Origin of the sequence: Paenibacillus sp. NPDC057967 (genome assembly GCF_042887015.1) — a bacterium.
Taxonomy (GTDB): domain Bacteria; phylum Bacillota; class Bacilli; order Paenibacillales; family Paenibacillaceae; genus Pristimantibacillus.
On sequence record NZ_JBHVQB010000001.1, the window covers coordinates 973,272 to 997,486 of the forward strand.

Genomic DNA, 24,215 nt, shown 5'->3' on the forward strand with positions numbered 1-24,215 from the left:
CTCTCTCCTTTGAATTCAAGCTTGTTTATGAGGACTTCCATCTAAGCACGACCCGCTTCTCCAGCAGATCGATTGCAGCAATAATAAGCACAGAGACGACCGTCACAACCGTAATAATGGCAAAAGCCTTCGCCGTATCGTACAAGGAAGTAGCTTGCACCAGCAGATTGCCGAGTCCGTCCTTGGACGCCACCATTTCGCCGAACAGCGCGCCAACCAGCCCTGTCGCAGCCGATACCCGAAGTGAGACGAAAATCGTCGGCGCCGCGGACGGCAGTATGACCTTCACAATGGTCTGCAGCCTGGAGGCTTCGAATACCTTCGCAACCTTGAGATGCGCCTCCGCTGTCTGCTTGATTCCTGTAATGGTATTGAATGCGATGGTGAAAAAGCAGAACAGGAATACAATCGCGACCTTGTGCGATAACCCGATACCGAGCCAAAGCATCAGCAGCGGTATAATCGTCACCTTCGGAATCGCAAGCAGCGCCGACAGGAAAGGTCGAAAGAACGCCTCCGCATGCGGTACGAGTACAAGGAACAGCCCTGTCGCGATGCCCGCGAACGCGCTGAGCAGATACCCCGCTGCAAATTCCTGAAGCGTCACGAGTAGATGATGGAAGATCTCGCCGTCCACGAACAGCTTGTAGATTTCTTCGATGACCTGAGTAGGCTTGGACAAATACAAGCTGCCGACGATCTCCGCTCGCACGATGTATTCAATAATGCCCAGACAAGCGATCAGCAGCACGACCTGCCCGATAATAATGCGCCATCTGTAGCGCTTGTTGCTATCGTAATTGCTCATACGGTTCTCCCCTTCCAGCCCGCCGTCTCATAAAGGCTTCTCGCGTTACTCGCCAGCACCTTGCAACGCAGCCCTCTTGGCGAAACGATTCTCCGGGCGAGACAAGCCGAAGTGTCCTCTGAACGTATCTGCGTCGTATTCTGTACGGAACAGCCCTCGGCGCTGCAGAACCGGCACAACCAGATCGATGAAGAGATCGATTCCGTCCATCATATAAGGAGGGCAAATATTGAATCCGTCGGCCGCCCGCTCCACGAACCATTCCTCCATCTGATCCGCGATCTCCTCTGGATCACCGACGATTAGCAGATGTCCTCTCGACGTAGCCGCGAAGTAATGGAACAGCTCCCGCACAGTAATGTCTTCGCGACCTTCCGCACGCTGCGCGAGCGCTACCAGCCATTTCACCTCGTCGCCCGGAAGTGTCGACAGCGACAAATCCGGCAAAGGTCCGTCAAGCGGATAAGCGGATAGATCAATGCCAATCCTCGCAGACAGTGGCGCGACATCATAGTTCGTCACGAGCAAGCTATTCAGCTCACGGTACTTGGCATGCGCCTCTTCCTTGGTACGCCCAACGAGAGGCACAAGGCCCGGAAGGATAAATACCTCATCGGGATTACGTCCATACGCAACTGCCTTTGATTTGATCTCCGAGTAGAACTGCTTCGACACCTCCAGCAGAATCTGTCCCGAGAAGACGGCGCTGGAGAGCTTCGCGCCAAGATCACGGCTGCGCTCCGACGTCCCTGCGTTAAGAAGCGGAATCTGTCCTTGCGGCGGCCGGGCTACGTTCAGCGGACCGGCGACGGAGAAGTGCTCCCCTTCATGATTAATCCGGTGCACCTTGCTCCCGTCGACGAACTCGCCAGTCTCCTTGTTCCGGACAAAGGCCTCATCCTCCCAGGAATCCCACAGCTGCTGCACAATCTCCACGAATTCATCCGCATAATCATAGCGCTTGGAGTTGTCCCAATGCTTCTCACGGCTGAAGTTCTGAGCCGCACGCACGTCCATGCCCGTCACGACATTCCACGCAAGCCGACCTCCGCTCAAGTAGTCGAGAGATGCTGTCTGGCGTGCGATCGTGTACGGCTCGGAGTAAGTCGTATTCGCCGTAACGATCAGTCCGATCTTCTCCGTAACGGCCGCAATGCTCGCAATCATCGTGAACGGCTCCAATCGCACCATCTGCGACGGGAAAGTATGCTGCATGTCCGGGCTTGTCGCGAGGGCATCCCCGAGGAAGAAAAAGTCGAATTTCGCATCCTCCAATCGCCGAGCAACCCGGTGCAGAAATTTGGGGTCGAACGCCCCGTCGGTAGTCGCTTCCGGTAGCCGCCAGCCAGCCGGATGGTAACCGGTCGAGAACAGGAATAGACCGAGATGGAGTTGACGCTTAGGTTGAGTCATGGTTTTCATCCTCCTAATGTTGTAGTTTATCTATAAGAAAAGTAGGTTTTATTTCAAAAAAAGACCAATCACACGGGAGACTTCATCGATTTCAGCAAGCTCTGCTGCCGTCAGCCTCTCCCCGGCATGCTGCAATGCATCCCGAATTTGCTCCGGCTTCGAAGCTCCGAGAATTGCGGAGGATACATAAGAATGGCTCAGCACCCAGGAAAGCGCGAATTGCGCCAGTGTCCAACCTCTCGCTTCAGCCAGCGGCCTGATCTTGTCCACGAGCGCGTACGCCGGATTCGATTCCAGCAGCAGCTCCAGCCTCTTCTCGCCTAAAGCGAGTCTGGAATCCGTCGGCGGGGCTTCACCTTTGCGGTACTTGCCGCTCAAGATCCCTCTGCCCAGCGGACTATAGCTGATGATGCCAACCTTCTCGGATTCGACGAAGGGCACAAGCTCACGTTCAATCCCTCTTGTAATCAGGCTGTATTCCGGCTGCACGCTCTCGAACCGGTGCAGGCCATGCAGTGCGCTTAACCCGTGCGCCTTCGCCAATTGCCAAGCCGCATAGTTGGAGCAGCCCAAGTAGCGGATCTTGCCCTGCTTCACCAAATCGTCGAGCGCTCGCAGCGTCTCCTCGATCGGCGTGTCGGGATCAAACACATGCACCTGATACAGATCGATGTGGTCGGTTTGCAATCGGCGCAAGCTATTCTCCAATGCGCGGTAGACATGGTAACGGCTCTGACCGCCATCGTTCACTCCCGCCCCTACGTGAGCGCTGAACTTCGTCGCCAGCAAGATGTCATTGCGTCGTCCGCGTAATAGCCTGCCCAGAATCTCTTCGGCTTCGCCGAACCTCGAGTGGTCTTGCGTATCCATTCCGCTGCCGTACACGTCTGCGGTATCGATCAGATTAATTCCCGCCTCCAGCGCCGTGTCCAGCACCTCTGCCGACGATCTCTCATCGATCCATCTCCCGAACGCCATCGTTCCAAGGCTGACTTCGGATACTTTCAAGCCCGTTCTCCCTAATCTCCGATATTGCATTCTACGTTCGCTCCTTCCGGAATACGACAAAAAAACAGACGGAACCCGCTCTACTCATCAAGCGTTTTCTCCGTCTGTTCGGTCGAATTGTCGTATGTAATTATTAGTTGTCAGTTAAATGTTCAGCAATTCCGCGGAAGCTGTATGGCCGAGCGATATGGCCAGCTCATATGGCGTCTCGCCATTGTCATTCTTCTCCGTCTTGTCAGCCCCATAGCTGAGGAATTTCTCGATGAGTGGCACGTTATTGAAGTAAGCCGCCACATGCAGGACATTGAAGCCTCGTCTCAGCTCACCCTCACACTTGGCATGAATATCGGCTCCGCCCTTTATCAGCAGGTCTACAAGATGACTGTAGCCACCGAATACGGTAGCATGAATTGCCGTGTTATTCAGACTGCCGTCGCGACTGCGGACATTCACATCGACACCGCGGCTTAGCAATAGCTCTACCGTCTCGGTATTGCCGAAGTGGGTAGCCAGAGACAGCAACGGGAATCCGTCGTGACTATAGCTGTTAAGCAGCGCCGGAGATTTGTCCAGCAGCTCCTTCACCCTTGAGCTGTATCCGACAGCGGCAGCTTCGAATACATTCAGCCTGCCCGCGCCGTTCTGAAGCAGCAGCTCCTTGATGTCGTTCGCCCTCATGAACGCGGCAAGCAGTACGGGAGTCTCCCCTTGCTTGTTGCTGGCGTTCACAAGAGTTGCATCCTTGTCGATCAGCTCTGCGACCTTGCCGATGTCCCGCAGCTTGACTGCCTCGAACATCTCATTGCGCAGCCGCTGAAGATTATCGGCTTGCTCCCGCGCCCGCACCAGCAGATCATGGGAAGCGCGTACTCCCATATTGACGAAATGGGTGACCGCTCTTGATCGATTGGACTCGAGTCCTGACTCGACTAGCAGATCCACAGCCTTAAGCGCCTCGTCATCTAATCGTATAGAGAGCACAGCGGTACTTTTTTTCTTAGGCATGGCACTCCTCATCGGTTACGTGTAATTAAAATTACAAAATTACTATAACACGGATTAGGACATTTGAATAGCATAAATTCATATAGATTTACAAGGAATTAATTCCGTAGACTCTTTTGACATGAATTCTCACCTATTAACCCGATACATCAATAGCTAGAGTAGGTACAAAAATAAATTCAGCGACTTGGCCCTCATCATCTATTTTTACGGCTGAAAGCCCGTTCGGCCGATAAGCCCCTGTATCAATATTCCATGTATTGCTCTCAACATCAAATTCAGCCCTTCCTGACTGGCAAGGCGTATGCCCGATAATCTGTAGTTTGCCTATGTGCTTTAATTTCCCCCTTGTCCACAACACACTCTCTGGATGTGATTCTTCAAATGGATGGTCTGCGGACTGAGAGATGCCAGCGTGACTAATGAATACATGGTCCGTTTCATAGGATAGAGGCCTCGACTTCATCCAGGACATATAGTTAGCCAGCTCTAAGGATTTTCTTTCAAATTGTTTTAACGTCTCTTCTCCACACTGTCTCAGCCAATTTTCATTTCCTTCTTCTACATGCAAAATAGCCTCAAACTCATGATTCCCCTTCAAGAAGCAAGCTCGATCAGGAACCTTTTGCTGCAATTCGATCGCATACAGAAGGGTCTCAGGCGCGAATTTGCCTCTATCCAATAAATCCCCAAGCTGCACCAGGATCTGCTTGCCGCTATCCCAATGCTCGTCCAATAACTTGGAGAAAGTATGAAAACATCCGTGCACATCACCCACTACTAATAATTCCATCTTTACCTCCCGAACTACATCTCGTTGTCATTGACTATTACTACAGCGTCCCATCAGATACGTGTACAGATGCAAGCTCAGAAACTTTGAACCCAAAAAACATACATCGCCTAAGGCACGCTGCCTCTCTGACGATGTATGTTAATGGTATTAATAGTTAAGTATCCTCAACCCCAAAAGCCGCCATCGGAGTGTATGATCTGTCCGGTAATCCACTGCGCATCATCCTGACAGAGAAAGCTGATCAGCTTCGCCGCATCATCCGGCTGCCCGATTCTCCCCATTGGGAATTTCGGAAGCAGGTATTGCTTCAAGGAATCGTCCATCCATCCGGAATCTGTCGGTCCGGGATCTACCGCATTGACCGTTATCCGTAGCGGTGCTAGCTCAGCCGCCAGCGATACGGTAAAGGCCGAGATCGCCCCCTTTGTCGCCACATAAGCCAAGTTGCCCGGCATTGGGCCCTTGTCTTGCCCCGAGACCAAGTTGACGATACGCCCTCCATGGCCCGCAGCCAATCTCCTGGCAAACTCTACAGAGAGCATGCAAGTACCCGTAATATTGACTGCACAATGCCTATTCAGAATGTCTGCGCTTAGTTCTTGGTAGCCGACTTCTTTGCAATAGGTCGCATTATTCACTAGCAGACTCGGCAATCCTAACTGTCGCTCCGCCCCATCCAGCAGCCTCACTGGCGATAGCGGATCGGAAAGATCAAGCTCCGTCGACTCGGCCCGAACTCCATAAGAACGCAGCTCCTCCGCGAATACGGCAGGCCATTCCTGCTCGGCGCCATAAGGCTGCTCCTCGTCATAGCGGCACCAGTGCGTAAAAAAGATATCGGCCCCTTCGCTCGCCAAAGCTCGCGCAATGGCGCTTCCTATTCCTCGGCTGCGGCTTACACCTGTAATAATGGCTACTTTTCCTTGCAAACGATTCATCTATTATTCCTCCTGAATGTAAGGAGGCATGGCAATAGAGTTATTGGAGATGGGGTCTTCCCAACAAAAAAACGGACACAAAGGTGTCCGCACTGGTTTCATAACTCATTAACCTTGCGTCCCTTTATAATGGCATAAGAAGGCACACTTCCCCTGGGGATCGTGTTCCATCACAACATCGCCATTACAAAGTACCTGCCATCGGTTAATTCCCCTTCCATCATCTCCAAGGATAAAGTAACACGATTGATGCGAGGGGTCAATATTGATTTAACGGTGACGAAGCGTATGCGCCGCTCTAATACTGTCCTTTAACCAAATCGGGGCATTGGAATGACCTAGAATTTCATCTGTACTCATCCAATAGACAGCATCCACTTCATCTGGACTCTTAGCATACGCTTCACCCTTGTCATATTCGCACAAAAACACGATATCGAGAACTTCGCTGCCAGTTTCTAGCATAAAAGAAGTGCTTCTAACATAGCTCAGCTTCGTTTTCACCTCAATCCCCACTTCTTCAAGCAGTTCTCTTCTTAATGTCCTCTCTAGGATATCGACCGAGTTGCCTTCATTCTCGACCGTACCTCCTACAAGAGCAAGCCCCCCTCCCGCATGCTCCTCTTTCTCGCTGCGCCAAATGATGAGCCACTTGTCCTCTTTGAATACAGCACCCTCTACATTAACAAAATACATACAACTGCCCCCAATCCGAATAGTCATATCCTTTATTGCGTATCCGAGAAGAAGTCCGCCTGCTTGCTGCTGATACAATTATCCTAACGCAAACGAGATAAAGAGGGAAGATTTTTTCTTTACAAAAATATACAAAAAGCTGCGGATTGGGTATTATTATGTTGTATAATTTTCGTTACATTTGTATTCGTTGAAAAAATACGAATGGAGGACTGAAGTGAAGAAACTACTAAAATCTTTTCGTTTCTGGTTTGCTCTTATTGCTCTTATGATCATTATTCAAAATATTTTAGGTTGGGATGATAAAAATCTACTACTCTATTTCACAACGCCTCCTCTATGGTCAAATGATTGGCATCCATTTAAGCCTGGAGGAAAATATACAATTCTATTCTACTATGTTTGTAATTTGCTTACGTGATTTTTAGTTGGCTTAATACTTGATCGAATACTCTTTCATCTTGTTGTGAAAAAACAAAAAAATAAATGACAGAGGAACACTTCATGTGCTGTGAAGTGTTCCTCTGTCTGTTTGTCACTTGGATGATCTCCAAGATGTATAGTCATATCCATATTGCGCAATCGAGAAGAAATCCGCCTGTATTACTGCTGATACAATTATCCTAACGCAAACGAAATAAAGGGGGAAGATGGATGATATCAAATGCCGCCCAAATCACAGTCTTTGTTAAGAATCAGGAGGAAGCCAAAACCTTTTACATCGAAAAGCTTGGGTTTGTTGTCTGTGCGGACATCGAGCTAGCACCGGGATGGTCTTATCTAACCGTCGCCCCGAATAGGGACAATCAGACGATGATTGAGCTTGTTCAGGCCGATACGCCAGAAAGAATATCGTTAATCGGCAGACAAGCCGCCGACCAAATTCTAATCATGTTCCTTTCGAATGATATTCATAGCGATTATAACGAAATGAAAGCGCGAGGCGTTGTTTTTCACGGAGAACCCAATCGGGTTCCAGGCGGCTGGGGCGTTGGATTCCAAGATCTGGACGGCAATCTGTTCGATCTTTATCAACCGGACTAATTTAAAAGCAAAAGCAGCCCCTCCCTGTCAGGATGAAGCTGCCTTTGCAATGCCTTTCGGTATGGCGCTTATCATTCAGATCACGATCGCGCCATATTCAGCTTACATTCCATTACGGATTCAGCGAATAAGTTACGCCATCGATCGTAATTGTAACGTTGGCAGGGCCGCTAATCGGCAAGTAATACACAAGGTCGAACAATTCTGACGCTCCCGGTGCAATCGACTTCCAGCCAGGAACCGTAATCGCGATTCGGTGGAAATCGCCTTTTAGACCGCCAATATTATTGCCTGTATGACCTGTAGAGATTACGCTGACCTGATCACCGTTCCAGCTACGGAACAAGGCATTAGTCGATGTTGGAACATCAAATTCAATAACAGCTCCACCTGTAATCGTTGTATTGCTGTTATTCGTCAGCTTGATCTTTGTATTGATCGGGAAGTTCTGATCCCCCAATTTAAAGCCTGTAAACTCGATAGTAGCATCAAACTTCTCAGCTGGCATTGCAATTGTCCGGTTTGTGTTGCCATACGGCGTTGTATTCGAGAATTTGTTGTACATAGCGCTTGTCATCGTGTAGCCTACACCATATTCCGATTTACTGGCATCCCAACCATAGTCGCCTGCAAGCTCCCAAATCATCAAACCGCCAATACTGTTTTCAATGGCCCAGTCCGCTTTAGCGTTAATCGATTGCTCGTCTTCTGTGGAGATAAACACACGTTTTGTGCTGTTCCACAACCATGGAGCAACAAGCGTCTCATCGTAGTGGCGCGTATACACGCCCGTCAATGGAGCAGCTTCCAGTCCATAATCGCCCAGATACGTACCGCGGATGCCAAACTCCAGGTTTTTCGCATGCCACATCGGGTTAGAGCCTGCTCCCAGCTCATGACCTGTGTCGTTTTTGTCATGCCACAGGTTGTCGATGCCTACCGCACCGTCACCGCATTTCCCTTTCAATTCAGTAGGGCATACGGTTCCCTTAGCTGTACCCCATAGGCCATTTGTGCCGCCTACAACATTTTGGAATCCGCGTGTGTAGTAAGGCACGCCGACATTGATTCGTCCAGCTTGCATCATACCGCGCATATAATGATAAGCCCAGTCTGTGTTCAGGTAGCCGATACCGCCGTATTCAGCCGTAGAATATACACCAGCCGCTTTCAGCTCCGCATCTTTGCCGTCATCGAACAATTGTGCGTTTGGTCCTACGAATTCATTCCAAGCGCCATGAAGATCATAGCTCATGACGTTGACATAATCCAAATATTTAAGGGAGTTAAATGTCTCCATGCCGCGCAACAGGTAACCGGAAGATGGAGATGCAATCGTCAGCATGTAATACTGGCCGTCTTCAGCAGAAGCTTCGTCCAGCTTCGTACGAAGTGTTTTCATCAATACATCATAGCTTTTTGCAAGTCCAGCTAGACGAGGCGTCGAGAATGCCCAGTCATGCGGGTTGCCGGCATCTTTCATGGAAGTCGGGTACTCATAGTCGATGTCCACACCGTCAAAGCCGTATTGACGGATGAATGCTACTGCAGAATCGGAGAAAGCCTCGATCCCCGCCTCATTGACAGAACCGTCAGCATTAGTTGTCATCGTGTAAAAACCGCCATTCGCTACGCGATCTCCATTGTCGTTAAAGTAACCGCCTGTTTCTGCCCAGCCGCCAACGGAAATCAGTGTTTTTACGCCTGGGTTCTGTTTCTTGAACTTGTTCAGCAAGTTAAAGTGACCTTGGAAGGAATAAGACGGGTCCATCTCTGCTCCTGCTACTCCAGGCCATGTTTTGCCTAACGATGCGTTGTTTGGAGATTGGCTGCCTACGGAAACTTTGTTATTGCTGTCGATATGAGCAAAAGCATAGTTGATATGCGACAATTTGTTCCAAGGGATGTCGGAAGCCAAATATCTAAGCTGTCCGTTATCACCTGTACGCCAGCTTGTGAAGTAGCCGATGATGCGGCGATCCAGACCATTCGGAAGAAGCTCGCGGCCGTCTGCATCGTAAGCGCTGCAATAAGGTACGCCTGCTACGCCGGAATCATACAATCCTTCGGGCCGACAGGCATCCTGATTGATGGGTGCTGTTTCTGTCAATACCGTCACAGCATTGCTTGCTGCCGATACATTGCCTGCTGCATCCTTCGCTTTAACCACGAACGTGTACGAAGTGTTAGCTGTCAGACCTGTGATGATTGCGTTTGTTCCGGTTACGGAAACTTCTGTGGAGCCGTAGGAAACTGTGTAGCCCGTTACGCCAACGTTATCTGTCGACGCTGCCCAAGTGAGGGCCACGGAACTGGATGTTACAGAGGAAGCGGTCAGGTTCGCCGGAACGGAAGGAGCTGTTGTGTCAGGAACAACGGCAAGCGTCGTTACAACAACTGAGTTGCTTGCTGCCGATACATTGCCTGCTGCGTCCTTCGCGGTAACTGCGAATGTGTAAGCTGTGCCGGTAGCCAAACCTGTAATGGTTGTGCTTGTACCCGATACAGAAACGCTCGTGGAGCCGTAAGTAACCGTGTAGCCCGTTACGCCAACGTCATCTGTCGACGCTGCCCACTCCAGGCTTACGGAGCTTGATGTCACGTTCGAAGCTGTCAAATTTGCCGGAGCGGAAGGAGCTGATGTGTCAGGAGTAACAGCAAGCGTTGTTACAACAAGCGGATGGCTCGCTGCCGATACATTGCCTGCCGCATCCCTCGCTTTTACCGTGTACGTGTAGGCCGTGCCAGCAGAAAGCGCTGTTGCCGTATAGGAAGTACCTGCTACAGTAGCTGCCAATGAACCGCCTTGGTAAACCTCGTAGCCTGTCACACCTACGTTATCAGTAGAAGCATTCCAGGATAATTTAACTGAATTTTCTGTAATATCTGAAGCTGCGAGATCTGCTGGCACGGAAGGCACTTGCGAATCCCCGCCGCCGTTCGCATTAATAACTTGATAGGAGATTGTACCTGATGTGGATGAGCCGTAGGAGTTGATTAGTTCAACCTTGTATACATAAGTACCGGATGGCTTGTCAGTGAAAGCAAACGAGGCAGATTGTGCATTAGGAGATTGATCTGCTAGTGTTCCTGTATGAACAACAACGTTATTCTCATACAATTTCCAGGTCGTACCGCTATTGCCCCACCACATATTGAATCCAATTGAATAATTCGGGCTGTTGTTCCAGTTGCTTTGGTATAAGCTTGGCGATCCCGGCGCACCTGATGCTGCCGCCAAGGCCAAACCTGGCAGCACGGACAAGACTACAAGTGCTGATAATAACATAATCGCAACCGTTTTTTTCATTCTTCTCATTTGTGACAATTCCCCCCATTAAGTTTGTGTTCTTCACTTGCAATAAACCTAGTAAACCTAGAAATGAAAGCGCATTCTTTTTGCTCTCACTATGATTTTATTCATACCTCTGACTTTTTCATAGGGGGTTAATTCGCTACTGCAGGGGTTAAAAACGATTATATTCATGAAAATATAATACAAATTCAGAGAAAATACTCTATTCTCACGTCTTGTCTGGATAATATTTACAACAAATGACTACAAACTGATTCTACAGTAAAGAAGTACATCGTCAATGCGATGTACTTCAATCTGCGTACTATATCTCCGTTTTAACCTTTTCTATTTCCCTTTGTCATCAGATTTTCGCTGATGCTAATCCAAGCGGCGCACAAGTAAGTTGTCTTTTTTCATCTCCAAAATGTAATTTTTTCAGAAGCCAATCGAACGGTCTCATATCCTTCTTCTTTGGCCTTTCCTATCGAAATAATCATGACCGGAACATAACGTTCCTCATCCAGATCAAATGCCCGTGCCACCTGATCAACCTCAAATCCCGCCATGGGATTGGTATCATAACCATGTGCGCGAGCGACTAACATGAACTGCATCGCAAACAGGCTGCTATCGACTTTGGCAACTTCAACTTTCAGCTCTTTCGGCAAAGCCGGGAACATCGATAAAATCGTTTCGAGTTGACGATCTCTTACTTCAGCTGGCATTTTCCCTTGCTCCACAGCTGTATTGTAGATTTCTTCAGCGTTTAAGTAGCTCTCGGTGTCACCAAAAATTAATACCATAGCGGATGAAGTGTCATTTTGCAACGTATTGAACCGCACCAGCGGTCTTAGTTTTTCTTTTCCCTCTGGCGTATCCACTACAACTACGCGCCAAGGCTGCATATTGGCAGACGACGGAGCGAGGCTGGCTTCCGCAATCATTTCGCTTATCTCTTCTCTCGATATCTTAATGCTCTCGTCATAATGACGAACAGAGCGCCGTCCCTTTACGATATTGGCAAAATCGTTATTTTGAGTACTCGTAAACATAGAATCTCTCCTCTTGATAACCTTAGATTTTTTGACATGGTGTATGTCGTTCGTTATCCTATTCGTAGTATGAACTATGAACTTAGGTTTATAGCAAGCACCCAAAAGCGAGGTTTAATCTATGAAAATAAATGAAGTTTCCAAATTAACAGGACTGCCCATATCGACCTTAAGATTCTACGAGCGCAAAAACCTGATTCCGGACAAATTTGTTCAGAGGGATGAAAATAATTATCGGGTTTATTCTGAGGAGATTGTTGATTTTCTAGATGATGTGAAGACGCTGTTATCCGTAAATTTTTCTATTGAAGAAATCAGCTTGCTAGTCAGTCAAGAACTCAACCTATCCTATGAGGTCAAAAAGAAAACGGTAGAGCAAAAAATCAAAGAAATGGAAGATATTCAAAAGCAATTAAGAAAGTCGAAAACCTTTCTTCATGCCATCCTGGATGGCAAAGCGAATTTCCAAACGAAGTGTTGAACATATACCTTTAGAACAATATGCGTTTCCAACCATAAACACAAAAACAGGCTGTCCCAAAGACTAATAACTTAGCCTTCTGGAACAGCCTCTACGTTCATTTCATGTTTCAATGGGGATCATAATCACAAATTCGGGATCTTCAGAATGCGGGTCTTCATGCATCGGATATTCTTCATAGTGAGTAATGTCGCCCTGATACAGCCTATAACCCTTATCTTCAATCCAGGCATAAATATGGTTATAGGAAACTTCAATGTTTTGTCCCCGTTGATGCTGACACTTCGCATAAGTCAATGTCGGAGGACTGATGCTCACCATACCGTCCGGAATATCCTCCACATGCTCTACCTCAATTGCTGAATAATGGGTAAAGGAGTCTTCCGTCATATGGCAGGACAAACCAAGCAGTATATGCTTGTTAACGACATGCTTGATTTCGTTCATTCGTTTCTTCATTTCAGCCTGTACAAGCCGAATTTCTCCTGCCCCTGCGTCAGCGAAAGTTCCCGACCATTTCAACCCAACCGCCTGAAAAGATTCTTTAGTGACCAGCATGCATTCATTTTTTTGTTCCACTTAGACCGCCTCCATAATCAATATCAACCTTGCCGGATTTATCCTCTGATCGGTCCCTTTCATACCGATTACCCATATGCTCGATATGTGCGGCTCCCCAATCGTTTAAGGGTTCGAGATCAGCTGCAGCAGAATGACAGGCTTCCATTTGCCGACTAAAATCTCCAATGCGGATTCAAATTTGCAATACTCTTTCATGGCAGCCTCCCGGTTCCCTTTATTGATCAATGGTCACTTTTTGTTTACCAGGTCTAGAAAAAGTGCCTACTTCCATCCTTCGCATGCTTAAGTCTATTATACCTGTATTGAATGTTGAACATGAAATCAGGAGGTTGAAATTGTATATGCACATCGCAATCTGGATTATTCAAGGGCTTGCCGCATTAGGCTTCATCTATTCAGGATGGTTGAAGGCGTTCCAGTATGAGAAAGCCAAAGCGTCATGGGGATGGGTAAAAGAGGTTCCGAAGGGATTCGTCTTCTTTATCGGGTTAGCGGAACTATTGGGGGCGATCGGGGTGCTTGTGCCTCAGGCGCTGAATATCATGCCCATGTTAACGCCGCTTGCCGCAGCCGGACTAGCCGCTGTCGTTCTATTCGGTGCTATCTTCCATATCGCCCGCAAGGAATACCGGGAGATCCTCGTAAACCTCATATTTTTCACGTTAGCGTTGATTGTTGCGATTGGCCGTTTTTGAATATGAAAATCCCCTGAAACGTAAGTGTCTCAGGGGATCACATCATTTAAGGCTGGTCAGCCAGGCAGCCAATTCTTCGGTCTGACTTAGGATCGCTATCGGGTCCCAGTAGCCGGAGCGGTCGCTTGTCCATAAGAACACATGATTATTTCTCACAGCTGGCAGTGTGCTCCAGACCGGTTCAGCTTTGAGGTCTTCCAATGTTTTCGAGTCAGAGGTGAGGATCATATAGTCTCCCGCATACTCTGGCAATGCCTCGGCAGAGAATGAAGCCCAACCCGGGTCGGCCAATACGGCTGCGACTTCCGCAGGAGGCTTGAAGCCGAAGCCATTATAAATCGGCTGTCCGCCTTTACCGAAGCTGGTTCCGACAGCCATAATATCTTTGTCATTCCATTCAATAACGGAGAATGTGCTATCCGCAGGTATAACCTTTAGCACGTCTTCCTTGGCACTAGCCATGCGCTTATCATAGTCGGCAAGCCATGCTTTCCCTGCTTCTTCTTGACCAAGCAGCTCTCCGAAATAGGTGACCTCCTCGTGTACGGTCTTTAAGGAGGCGTATGGTATGACGACAGTAGGTGCTATTTTGGCCATCTGCTCGTTCAGCTCAGGGTAGAAATCGTCCATAATAATCAAATCCGGTGCAAGCGCCAAAATTTTCTCTACGTTGCCATTGCCGTCCCCAATCTCCTCAACGTCTTTCAAATATTCTTGAAAATAAGGATTTTTAATATGATGCGCGGAAGTTCCGACAGGCGTAATCCCTAGTGCAATCAGACTGCCCAGATACTCCCCTGCCACAATTCGTTTGGGATGAAGCGGTACCTCCACCTCACCGTTTACGGTTTTCACGATTTTGGTCTGCGGCTGTTCCGCAGCAGCCGGCGTATCGCTTGGACTTGGCTGTGAGGTCGCAACCTCTGCAGCGCCGTTCGTACCGCAAGCGCTCAGCACCAGAATGAGGCTTAGCAATAATGCCGAGGCCAGCGGAGGCCTTGAATGTCTAGACATGAATAAATCTTCCTCTCCATCAACCTTATATTGATAATCATTATCAATATAATTACTATATTGAAATGCATCAGGTAAGACAATGGAGGATTTCTTCGTTAAGTCAGGACGATCTTGTAGTTTCTTCTGTGCAGTATGCATGTCTTTATAGCGTATGGGTGATACGCCCTTATGTTTTTTGAACAGCCTGCCCAGATAGTACGGGTCTTGATAGCCGACGCTAACGGCGATTTCCTTCAGCGTAGCATCGGTCTCCAGAAGAAGCGTCGCCGCTTTGTCCATGCGCACCTTGATCAGATAGTCAATTGGGCTGTAGCCTGTACGAATTTTGAAGTAGGAGGAAATATGGGCAACACTGTAGTTCAGGCTTTCCGATAGCGACTCCAGTGTAATGGATTGTGAAAATTGTTTATGGATGATATCAGCGATCTGGGCGGCGAGATCGCGCTTCGCTGTGCCTGCTCCTTGCACCTGCATTTGATGAAGGATGTCATGCACGAATTGATGAAACAAAGTCCGAACACGCAACCGCGCAAGCGGCTGCTGCCTCAACCATTGCGCATACATATCACTCAATAGTCGATACATCTCTACGGGTTTATCTGGAGTAATACTGTACGTGAGGTCGGCAGAGTGAGCCTGCTTGAGAAGCGTATCAAGTTCTGCAGACACGGGAGGTTGAAGGCTCATTTTATAATAAACGCTATAATACTCCAGCCCATCGCTGCCCACAGTCATGTCGAGCTTAACACCTTTGCCTGCATGGAGGACTGTAAAGCGCTGCATACGATAAAAATCCAGTCCTAGATTTAGGGTAGCATTGCCGCGAATCGACATGAGAAATATGTTTGAGGGTACATGATAAGAGCTTAAGGATTCACCCGCCTTGAGGCTGATACGGCGAATATCGATGACTTTGCCATGAGCGTGATTCCACAAATCAATAAAATCCTTTATGTCCATACCTCATGTGACCGCCTTTTTTCGGATTTCTTAAAGTATACCATCGCCCACCTTCGAGCGCGCGGTCCATCAGGGCAAGTTTGTTTATAACTTTTATATCCTTTGAGATGGCTAAGAGGTACGGATTATACTGAGAAGAAGAGACGCTAAAGTGGAAAGCGCGGTGAATGAATTGACTACCATCACGACGGAATTGGTTCGCAGTCTGATCGATACTCAGTTTCCCCAGTGGCAGGATTTAACGCTCAAGCCTGTCGAGAAATCCGGCCACGACAACCGCACCTATCGGCTTGGTCACGAAATGACGGTGCGCCTTCCCAGCCATGAGCGGTACGCATCTGCTGTGCAGAAGGAGCAGATTTGGCTGCCCCGTTTTCAGCGCCATCTGTCTCTCCCTATACCAGCCCCTCTTGCTATGGGTGAGCCTGCTGACGAGTATCCCCTCCCCTGGTCCGTCAACCGATGGGTTGAAGGCGATACCGTTACGTATGACAATATCCATAGTCTGAACCGATTTGCCGAAGACCTCGCTGCTTTCTTGCTGGAATTGCAAGCGATCGATGCAAGAGATGGCATCCCTGCGGGTGTTCAAAACTTTCATAGAGGGGGCAATCTTGCGGTCTACGATGGTGAGACAAGAGCTGTCATCAAGGAGCTTGGCGGCCACTATGATCAGAAGCTTCTATCAGAAATATGGGAGCTGTCTCTCTCCTCCAACTATCAGTCCGCTCCACGTTGGGTGCATGGCGATGTTTCTGTAGGCAATTTGCTCGTTGGGAATGGACGCTTGTGCGGCGTCATTGATTTCGGCACAATGGGGACCGGCGATCCATCGAGCGATCTTGTGATGGCTTGGAACTTTTTTGACGAGGAGAGCCGGGCATTATTTTTCAGCAAAATGAATGCTGATGCAGATACCGTTAACCGGGCGCGAGGCTGGGCCCTGTGGAAGGGGCTCATTACCTACGCCTGGAATGAAAAGGACTCGGAGCTATCTCGCTGGGGACAGCGAGTGATTGCTGATATTTTACAAGAATATAGACAACGGTACTGTAGTTAGCCTAACACAACAAACCATCAGAATCCTGCGATTTTGATGGGTTTGTTTGGGTTGAATCAATAGTGAATACAACCATATCAGCCTTTGGTCTGTTCGGGCACTTCGTTGCGTGTCAAGCAAGCGGCTATGAATCCGATACCAAGTATTAGCGCCAGCATAACAAAGGTAAGCGGGTAGCTGTTCATTCGCATGGACTGGATCGAAATAATAGGCCCCAGGCTCGTTCCCGCAAATAAGATAAACGTATACACCGATACCGCAATGCCCCGCGATTGGCCGCCAAGCTGGCCGACGATCGATATCAGAGAAGGCGTCGCAATGGCGATACCCGCGATAAAGATCACACTTACAATAACGAGCAGCGGCAGAATGGAGATTAACCCCAAAGAAGCTAAAGCAATCATAGCTAACAATAACCCTCCTCTCAATACTGACAGCGCTCCGAAACGCCCAGCAAGCCGCCCGGCAAAGGGCGAGACAAGCATCCCTAATACACCAAAGGAGCGAACGTATAAAATCTCCTGTTGGCCCAGCCCGAATGTCGAGCTGCTCAAATACGAACCAAGTACAGTCGACATGCTAACAAAGGACATCAGCAAAACAAACGCCGCCAAATAAGCGAATAGCAGATTTTTACGGGCAAACACTTTTCTCATGTTCCGAATGGGCTCCAAGATGCTGGCACCGGCATGCTGAACCTCACCTTTCGGAAGGAACTTCATAACAAGAATAGCGGTAACCATATAGATAACTGCCAGTAAATAAAATATCGCATTCCATCCATAATGCTCGCTGATGATCCCGCTTACGACTTGCCCGACAATACCGGCAACCAGAAAGCCCGTGCTTATAAATCCGATTGCCGTCACTCTTTTTTGCGCCGGGTACATCTCCACTGCATAAGCAAGTGCAACTGGAGAGAACGTCGCTGCAGCCGCACCTTGTAATCCCCGAAGTATGATCATCCAGGAAAATCCTTGGACCATGCCGAGCAGCAATGAAATCAAGGTTAGGGCAATCAAGCCGATAAAGATCACTTTCTTGCGGCCATACTTATCGGATACTGCGCCATATACAAGACAGCCCAAGGCAAATCCCAAAGAGAACACACTTCCTGCAGTTGCAGCCTGCGTGGATGATACCCCGAAGGTATCCGAGAAAGAGGAATAGTAACGTACAGGCTAGACATGACCACCATACCTGCCCAACACAAAATAGCCGTCATGATGGAATAATTTCGTTTAGCTTGATTAGCCATTGTGGCTTGTGTCATAAGAACACCTCTTTCTTTGTGATTAATAAGATAATCTAACTATATATCCAGAAAAGGCTGCCATTCTCTTCCCATTACGCTTCCCCATAACTCAGACACTTCCAATTCATTTTAGTAAGATAACCTAACTAGTTGGCCAAAAAAATTATCGCCCTCCCCCCATGCGTTTCTCCATGATACCATGCAGTTTAATCAACATCTTTTCGGCGATTATTCGCTCCTCTTCGGTCAAGTCATCAAACAAAGAAGCGCAAGTGGACCAAAAGGTAGGAAGAACTTGCTTCACCAATGCGCGACCTTCCTCCGTGATGCTCACATGGATCATGCGTCGATCTACATCACTTTGATTGCGGGCGATCCATTTCCTCTTCTCCAGCCAGTCGAGCAATGCAGTTACCGAGGCCCGCCTGATTCCCAGTCTGTCTGCAAGTCCTGAAGGAGTAATAAGCTCTCTCCCATCATGCAATACGAGCAGAAGCAATAAATCCAGCTTACTCTCTGTAATACCGAAAGGGGATAAATCGAGGTCCATGACATCTAGAACGTTGTCACTGAGCCACAGCATAAGCAGCCCCATATGAGCCGATTTACGTTCCGTAGCTTGGACAGCCGTCTTATTCATGAGTTCCAAATAAGGCTCTACTCCGAGTGCAGGCAGTTGTTGATCCATCACATGCTCTTTCGTTCTTTTTTTTCTCATTCCATTCCCCTTCGCATTTAATTAGAATATCTAACTAATTGAAATTTATCATAAATGATGAGACTTTGCAATACAAAAGGCTTAACCCCGCTAATCTCCAAGGATTAAGCCTTTTATTATTGAACTGTATGTTTCAACAGTTGTACATCACTAGTTGAGCGTTAGTCCCTATCATTTTGAATAATATTATTGTCCGTACCTTGATCCTTAATATCTTTTGGCTTATTATTTTTGAATCCATTTTCCAACACAAGGTTGGCTGTATGTGACGGATGAATAAATACGCCGTTGTTCCTGTTTTTCTCGACTTTATTTTGCTGAATATCATTGAAGTCTGACATGATCGACAAGCCGCTTTGACGATTGTTTTTGATCTTGTTGTTGAATGCCATATTGTAATTAAAGGTAAATTGCAATCCGTTAAGACGATTGTCTCTTATCTCCGTGTCTATAACGTAGTTATTGGTAGAGCGGGCGAACAGTCCGTTCTCCCCGTTACGATTAATTTTGTTGTCCAGATAGAGGTTATTGTCCGACCCGCTAATCATCATTCCATCTTTCTTATTACCAGTTACCAGATTGCCTGCAATGGCATTATGAAAGCCGAGAGCGATTTCTATCCCGTATAAATAATTGTTACGCAGCTTGTTTCTCAGGACCCACGTTCCAATGGAATCATCAATCTGAATTCCATTGCCCGCCTCTGCTCTTCCGATCCGTTCAATCTTGTTCCTCATGAGCAGATTGCCTTCTGAATGATTCACGAATATGCCAAAAGGTTTTATCTCCCCTGTAACTCCCCTCATTCCGCTGATTTCATTTTTCAAGATGCGATGGGATTTTCCGTTCAAAATTCGAATGCCGCCGGAAATGTAATTTTTGATCCTGAATCCGTCAATCTCTACACCTGCAATGCTATCCAACACGAACGCCTCCAACAAACTATGCTTCCCGTCGAGAACTACACGATGCTTATGCTTGGCAACGATACGGAGGTTGTTTTTATTGCCGCGCATTCTCACGGTTTCATGGTAAGTACCCTTATGGACTAAAAAAACGTCCCCTTCATTCGCCGCAGCCACCGCATCTTGAATGGCCGTCGGACTGCCCGGGAACACATCTATGATCGCCACTCCTATCACCCCTGCAAGTCAGAATGTGTACGGTCTGTTATTAGTAAATTCTTATGGGTGTGATAGCGGAACAGGCGGGTGACTAAAGGGGACCGCTTTTTTGAGCTTCTCGGTGATCCAAGAATAGGTTTCAAAAGTACAACAAAAAAAGCTGCCGTTATAACGGCAACTTTTGTTATTGCATAACTTGTAGCACTGCTAAGCTAGCCGGTCCATTTATCTATAATGTCAGGCTCTTCATCGACCAGGCTTCTACATCCCATGTTTTAGTTACCCAGTCCATATAAAAATCAGGCTCGTGAGAGACCAGAACAACAGTGCCTTTGTAAGCCTTTAACGCTCGCTTCAACTCGGCTTTGGCGACTACGTCCAAATGGTTTGTCGGCTCATCGAACAAAATCCAGTTACTTTCTCGCATCATCAGCTTGCACAGACGAACCTTCGCCTGCTCTCCGCCACTGAGCTGATTGAGCGAGCGTGTAATATGCTCATTCTTTAGGCCGCAGCGGGCTAGCGCAGCCCGGACCTCATGCTGGCTCATAAAGGAAAACTCATCCCATACATCCTCAAGCGGAGTCATGGTCGGTGCCTTGGCTTCCTGCTCGAAGTAAGCAGGAGATAAATAATCGCCTAGATACGTTTTGCCCTCCAGTGGAGAGATAACGCCAAGAATCGTCTTTAAGAGCGTTGATTTCCCGACGCCGTTGCAGCCTACGATGGCAATCTTATCGCCTCGTTCAATGACCATATCCATCTTGGGAAGGAGCGGCTTATTGTAGCCTATGACCATACCCTCTGCCTCAAATACGGTCTTGCCGCTCGTTCTGGACTCTTTAAAGTTAAAGGTCGGCTTTGCCGCCTCCTCCGGCTTGTCGATACGATCGATACGGTCGAGCTGCTTCTCGCGGCTCTTCGCACGCCCGGAGGTTGAAGCGCGCGCCTTATTTTTTTGAATGAACTCCTCTTGCTTCTTAATATAATCCTTTTGTCTTTCGTATGCGTCGATGTGCTGCGCTTTGTTCAATTCAGCCATTTCCAGAAACTTCTCATAATTAGCCGAGTACCGCGTCAACTTCGTAAATTCAAGATGATAGATAATGTCGACGATCTGATTCATAAAGCCTGTTTCATGAGAAATAAGCACAAACGCATACGGATAGTTTTTCAAATAGTTCGTCAGCCAGTTAATATGCTCTTCATCCAAATAGTTCGTAGGCTCGTCAAGCAATAAGACTCCCGGCTTCTCAAGCAGCAGCTTGGCGAGCAGAACCTTCGTCCGCTGTCCGCCGCTAAGCGCAGTAACATCGCGGTCAAGCCCGATCACATTAAGGCCTAACCCATTGGCCATCTCATCGATCTTCACGTCGATCAAATAGAAATCCCCAATTTCAAGCTCCTCTTGAATTTCCCCCATACGCTCCAGAAGCTGATCCAATATATCCGAATCGGCATCGCCCATTTGCGCAGTAATATTGTTAAGCTCCTCTTCTAATACGAGTAAAGGCAAAAACGCATCCTTCAAGACGTCCCGAATGGTTTTACCTGCTTCAAGCTTCGTATGCTGATCCAAATAACCGTAACGAACGCGAGGCGTCCATTCCACCTTGCCTTCGTCCTTCAGCAACTTGCCAGTCAAAATATTCATAAGCGTGGATTTCCCTGTACCATTCGCGCCAACCAGCCCGACATGCTCCCCCTCAAGCAAGCGGAAGGACACATTTCTAAACAATACCCGATCGCCAAACGTATGTGATAATTGCTCAACCGTTAACAAACTCATTTTTCTCTATCTCCATTCATGTATGCACCTAAATTCAATACTTATATATCCCTTGATTTGCTCGTATCATTGTAACATATAAATGTTTAGCAGGCTTGAAGCTGAACGATAACCACATATGGATAATGCCTCAAACTAATTTTTAAAAAAACACTTGAAAATCCGTTAATTCCTAGTATAATACTCGGTATATAGAGCTGCAACGATTGGAGCTGTTAGTTATGTCCTATACGAATAAAGCTATCGCGTCAAATTGGGTCGATGACCATTTGGACCTTTACAATTTTGCGGTATCCATCGGCGATACGGCATGGCAACAGCATATTTCGCAAAAGCTGCGCGACAGCGACCGTCATATCCAAGAGGAAATCGTACATCATGTTCGAATGGAGTTATGGCTGCGCTTTGACAGCATCAATCAAAAAATGCTGGAGCTATACGAACAGCTCAGAAGCGCCAATCATTCGGAAACCGAGAAACTTCAGCTTCAAGAGAAAGTATTGGAATTTAAAATCCAGAGGATAAACATCTGCAATAAACTTAAAGCTCAACATACGGCAAGACAGTCGTAGAACCTAAAATAAACACAAAAAAAGCCGGCATGCAGCGATCTGCTTTGCCAACCTATGTACCCATCCTGTTTCATACATGCATGCAGGTGACTGCTCTGCAAGTTCACGCTCCATTGCTGTGAATGGCCAGATTCTCAGCAATTACATGGACACTTGTTCCATTTCACGCATCATTTTCATCATCATCGTCATCATTTCATCGCATTCCTGCATTTTCATCATCATCATGTTCGTATCCATTCCATCCATCATGTTCATTTCCATCATCTTGTCCATCATCATCTTCATGGAATTCATCTTGCACATAACTTCATCCATACACATCGTCATCATCATCTGCATTGCCATCTTTTCCACCTCTATTCATCTCCTTTTATTTCCTACATGTAGAAGATACTACAGTCCGACCTATTTTTCAATACTTTTTTACAGAAAAGTATTTCTTTTCATTTTCAAATATGATATAAATAAGTTTTGCCCTCAAATTCTAACTAAGTCGCTTGGTATAATTAACTATGAATTCCTCTCATTTGACCTCCGGATTTATCTCATGAATATTCCCTCCCCACTATGACATTCTCTTGAAGAACAGAACGAGCCCCTTCTATAAATAGGAAACAAAACATGATTAGACCACCCAAATACGGGGTAAGTTAAAGTGGACTCGCATGCAGAGCTTTGCTTAATCCAACAAAAAAACCAGCCTGCAGCGACCATAAAGTCGCTCAGGCTGGTATTAACGAAATATCCGCTCATTGGATACTTGATTGAGACTGTACGTTAGGAACGAACAGACTGGCGCCAGATGATGGATGCGCCGATCTTGACGGTTTCGCGATTGACGTTGCCTTTGATCAGCTCCAGCAGCTCCTTGGCTGCCAGAAACCCGCTTTCGTAACGCGGAATCTTGATCGTCGTCAGTCCCGCCAGCGCAGCAGCATCGGAATCATCGAAGCCGGTAATCGAGATGTCACGCGGTACGGAGATTCCGTGTTCCTCGAACGCCTTAATCGCGCCGATCGCCATATTGTCGTTCGCGCAGACCAGCACTTCCGGGTAATCGTTGCTCAGAATCATCAGCTTGGCCGCCTGGTAACCACTCTTCTCCCTGTAATTACCGTGATAATAATACGACTGGTCGAAGCCGATCCCATTGGCCTGCAGCGTATCCATGAAACCGGAGAACCGCTCCTTATTATCCAGCGTCCCAGCTTGTCCGCCCAGGAAACCAAAGCGCTTCAGCCCTTTGTCAACGAGCGACTGCACAAGCTGGCACATGACCGGATAATTGTCGACGATGACGCTTTTTGTATTTTTATTGTCGTTATCGAGCACCCTGTCCATAAGCACCACCGGGAATTCCGACTTGGCCACCGCTTGGAAGTACTCGTCCGACAAGCTTCCGTCCAGGCTGATCGTACCCCGCGCGAAGCTGCTCTTTAGGAAGTTGTCGCTTGATTTATTGGTGCAAATGATGAGATCGTACCCGTTTTCGTTCAGACAGGTGCTGACCCCTTCGATAATTTTCAAATAAAATTCGCGATCAAAATCGCTGAATATAAAAACAATCCGTTTATCTTTATCCGATTTAGGTTTTTTCGGCGAAGCATCGTGCACATAGCCCTGCTCTTCGCAGATCCGCAGGATGCGCTCTCTTGTTTCTTGCGATACGTTTTTCCGTCCGTTCAATACGTTGGATACGGTCGAAATAGATACGCCCGTCAACTGGGCAATCTCTTTCAAACTGCTCATCCATAAACCTCCTCATCAAATTCCGTAAGTAAAACTTATTATAACACTTTACAACCGTTTTACCTACACATTTCAACAGCAATATAATTGCCAAAACCATTGAAACGACAGGAACCGTTGAAATCAATCACATTTTGCGATTAGTAAAACGA

The 24,215-nt window shown here is 47.5% G+C and carries 22 protein-coding genes and 1 pseudogene; 6 read left to right on the plus strand and 17 right to left on the minus strand.

Annotated features, from left to right (window positions below):
• Positions 1–25: 25 nt before the first annotated feature.
• The 7 genes from ACFVSO_RS04230 to ACFVSO_RS04260 form a co-directional block, all read right to left on the minus strand.
• Complete coding sequence (locus ACFVSO_RS04230; protein WP_387470401.1) at positions 26–808, minus strand: ABC transporter permease; 783 nt, start codon at positions 806–808, stop codon at positions 26–28.
• Positions 809–853: 45 nt separating this feature from the next.
• On the minus strand, positions 854–2,221 hold the full coding sequence (locus tag ACFVSO_RS04235) for an LLM class flavin-dependent oxidoreductase (protein WP_387470403.1): 1,368 nt from the start codon (positions 2,219–2,221) through the stop codon (positions 854–856).
• A gap of 48 nt (positions 2,222–2,269) precedes the next feature.
• Positions 2,270–3,259, minus strand: coding sequence for an aldo/keto reductase (locus ACFVSO_RS04240; RefSeq protein WP_387470405.1), 990 nt, complete (start codon positions 3,257–3,259; stop codon positions 2,270–2,272).
• Between the two features lie 114 nt (positions 3,260–3,373).
• Positions 3,374–4,234 carry an ankyrin repeat domain-containing protein gene (locus ACFVSO_RS04245; RefSeq protein ID WP_387470407.1) on the minus strand — a complete coding sequence of 287 codons (861 nt, stop codon included), beginning with the start codon at positions 4,232–4,234 and terminating at the stop codon, positions 3,374–3,376.
• A 136-nt stretch (positions 4,235–4,370) separates the two neighbouring features.
• The gene (locus ACFVSO_RS04250; RefSeq protein WP_387470409.1) at positions 4,371–5,027 is read right to left on the minus strand and encodes a metallophosphoesterase family protein; all 657 of its coding nucleotides are present in this window, start codon (positions 5,025–5,027) and stop codon (positions 4,371–4,373) included.
• 167 nt (positions 5,028–5,194) lie between these two features.
• A complete protein-coding gene (locus tag ACFVSO_RS04255; RefSeq protein ID WP_387470411.1) occupies positions 5,195–5,968 on the minus strand; it encodes an SDR family oxidoreductase in 774 nt (257 codons plus the stop codon).
• A 270-nt stretch (positions 5,969–6,238) separates the two neighbouring features.
• Positions 6,239–6,664, minus strand: coding sequence for an NUDIX hydrolase (locus tag ACFVSO_RS04260; protein ID WP_387470413.1), 426 nt, complete (start codon positions 6,662–6,664; stop codon positions 6,239–6,241).
• A 217-nt stretch (positions 6,665–6,881) separates the two neighbouring features.
• Here ACFVSO_RS04260 and ACFVSO_RS04265 point away from each other — a divergent pair, with 217 nt between their 5' ends.
• Together ACFVSO_RS04265 and ACFVSO_RS04270 are read left to right on the plus strand one after the other, a co-directional pair.
• A complete protein-coding gene (locus tag ACFVSO_RS04265) occupies positions 6,882–7,085 on the plus strand; it encodes a hypothetical protein (RefSeq protein ID WP_387470415.1) in 204 nt (67 codons plus the stop codon).
• Between the two features lie 233 nt (positions 7,086–7,318).
• A complete protein-coding gene (locus ACFVSO_RS04270; RefSeq protein ID WP_387470417.1) occupies positions 7,319–7,708 on the plus strand; it encodes a VOC family protein in 390 nt (129 codons plus the stop codon).
• Between the two features lie 112 nt (positions 7,709–7,820).
• On the opposite strand, the gene ACFVSO_RS04275 is transcribed toward ACFVSO_RS04270, so the two are convergent.
• Positions 7,821–11,027: a glycosyl hydrolase family 18 protein gene (locus ACFVSO_RS04275; protein WP_387470419.1), complete on the minus strand. Its 3,207-nt coding sequence runs from the start codon at positions 11,025–11,027 to the stop codon at positions 7,821–7,823.
• A gap of 392 nt (positions 11,028–11,419) precedes the next feature.
• Positions 11,420–12,058, minus strand: coding sequence for a nitroreductase family protein (locus tag ACFVSO_RS04280; protein ID WP_387470421.1), 639 nt, complete (start codon positions 12,056–12,058; stop codon positions 11,420–11,422).
• A gap of 121 nt (positions 12,059–12,179) precedes the next feature.
• Here ACFVSO_RS04280 and ACFVSO_RS04285 point away from each other — a divergent pair, with 121 nt between their 5' ends.
• Positions 12,180–12,539: a MerR family transcriptional regulator gene (locus ACFVSO_RS04285; RefSeq protein WP_387470423.1), complete on the plus strand. Its 360-nt coding sequence runs from the start codon at positions 12,180–12,182 to the stop codon at positions 12,537–12,539.
• A gap of 102 nt (positions 12,540–12,641) precedes the next feature.
• On the opposite strand, the gene ACFVSO_RS04290 is transcribed toward ACFVSO_RS04285, so the two are convergent.
• Positions 12,642–13,118, minus strand: a complete 477-nt coding sequence (locus ACFVSO_RS04290; protein WP_387470425.1) for a GyrI-like domain-containing protein — start codon at positions 13,116–13,118, stop codon at positions 12,642–12,644.
• Between the two features lie 344 nt (positions 13,119–13,462).
• On the opposite strand from ACFVSO_RS04290, the gene ACFVSO_RS04295 reads away from it, so the two are divergent.
• Entirely contained in the window at positions 13,463–13,816 is a 354-nt protein-coding gene (locus ACFVSO_RS04295; RefSeq protein ID WP_387470427.1) for a DoxX family protein, read from the plus strand.
• Between the two features lie 42 nt (positions 13,817–13,858).
• Here the strand turns inward: ACFVSO_RS04295 and ACFVSO_RS04300 are convergent, their stop codons facing one another.
• Positions 13,859–15,793, minus strand: coding sequence for an AraC family transcriptional regulator (locus ACFVSO_RS04300; protein WP_387470429.1), 1,935 nt, complete (start codon positions 15,791–15,793; stop codon positions 13,859–13,861).
• A gap of 172 nt (positions 15,794–15,965) precedes the next feature.
• On the opposite strand from ACFVSO_RS04300, the gene ACFVSO_RS04305 reads away from it, so the two are divergent.
• Positions 15,966–16,853, plus strand: coding sequence for an aminoglycoside phosphotransferase family protein (locus tag ACFVSO_RS04305; protein WP_387470559.1), 888 nt, complete (start codon positions 15,966–15,968; stop codon positions 16,851–16,853).
• 77 nt (positions 16,854–16,930) lie between these two features.
• On the opposite strand, the pseudogene ACFVSO_RS04310 reads toward ACFVSO_RS04305, so the two are convergent.
• The 4 genes and pseudogenes from ACFVSO_RS04310 to ACFVSO_RS04325 form a co-directional block, all read right to left on the minus strand.
• Positions 16,931–18,126 (minus strand): annotated as a pseudogene (locus ACFVSO_RS04310) (MFS transporter).
• Positions 18,127–18,271: 145 nt separating this feature from the next.
• Positions 18,272–18,826, minus strand: coding sequence for a MarR family transcriptional regulator (locus ACFVSO_RS04315; protein ID WP_387470431.1), 555 nt, complete (start codon positions 18,824–18,826; stop codon positions 18,272–18,274).
• A gap of 161 nt (positions 18,827–18,987) precedes the next feature.
• Positions 18,988–19,959: a right-handed parallel beta-helix repeat-containing protein gene (locus ACFVSO_RS04320; RefSeq protein WP_387470433.1), complete on the minus strand. Its 972-nt coding sequence runs from the start codon at positions 19,957–19,959 to the stop codon at positions 18,988–18,990.
• A gap of 220 nt (positions 19,960–20,179) precedes the next feature.
• Positions 20,180–21,739 carry an ABC-F family ATP-binding cassette domain-containing protein gene (locus ACFVSO_RS04325; protein WP_387470435.1) on the minus strand — a complete coding sequence of 520 codons (1,560 nt, stop codon included), beginning with the start codon at positions 21,737–21,739 and terminating at the stop codon, positions 20,180–20,182.
• 221 nt (positions 21,740–21,960) lie between these two features.
• Between ACFVSO_RS04325 and ACFVSO_RS04330 the strand changes: the two genes are divergently transcribed.
• Positions 21,961–22,311 (plus strand): hypothetical protein, encoded by a 351-nt coding sequence (locus tag ACFVSO_RS04330; RefSeq protein ID WP_387470437.1) that lies wholly within the window; start codon positions 21,961–21,963, stop codon positions 22,309–22,311.
• A 141-nt stretch (positions 22,312–22,452) separates the two neighbouring features.
• Here ACFVSO_RS04330 and ACFVSO_RS04335 read toward each other — a convergent pair whose 3' ends face one another.
• The gene (locus tag ACFVSO_RS04335) at positions 22,453–22,668 is read right to left on the minus strand and encodes a hypothetical protein (protein WP_387470439.1); all 216 of its coding nucleotides are present in this window, start codon (positions 22,666–22,668) and stop codon (positions 22,453–22,455) included.
• Between the two features lie 423 nt (positions 22,669–23,091).
• Positions 23,092–24,063: a LacI family DNA-binding transcriptional regulator gene (locus tag ACFVSO_RS04340; protein WP_387470441.1), complete on the minus strand. Its 972-nt coding sequence runs from the start codon at positions 24,061–24,063 to the stop codon at positions 23,092–23,094.
• Between the last annotated feature and the right edge of the window lie 152 nt (positions 24,064–24,215).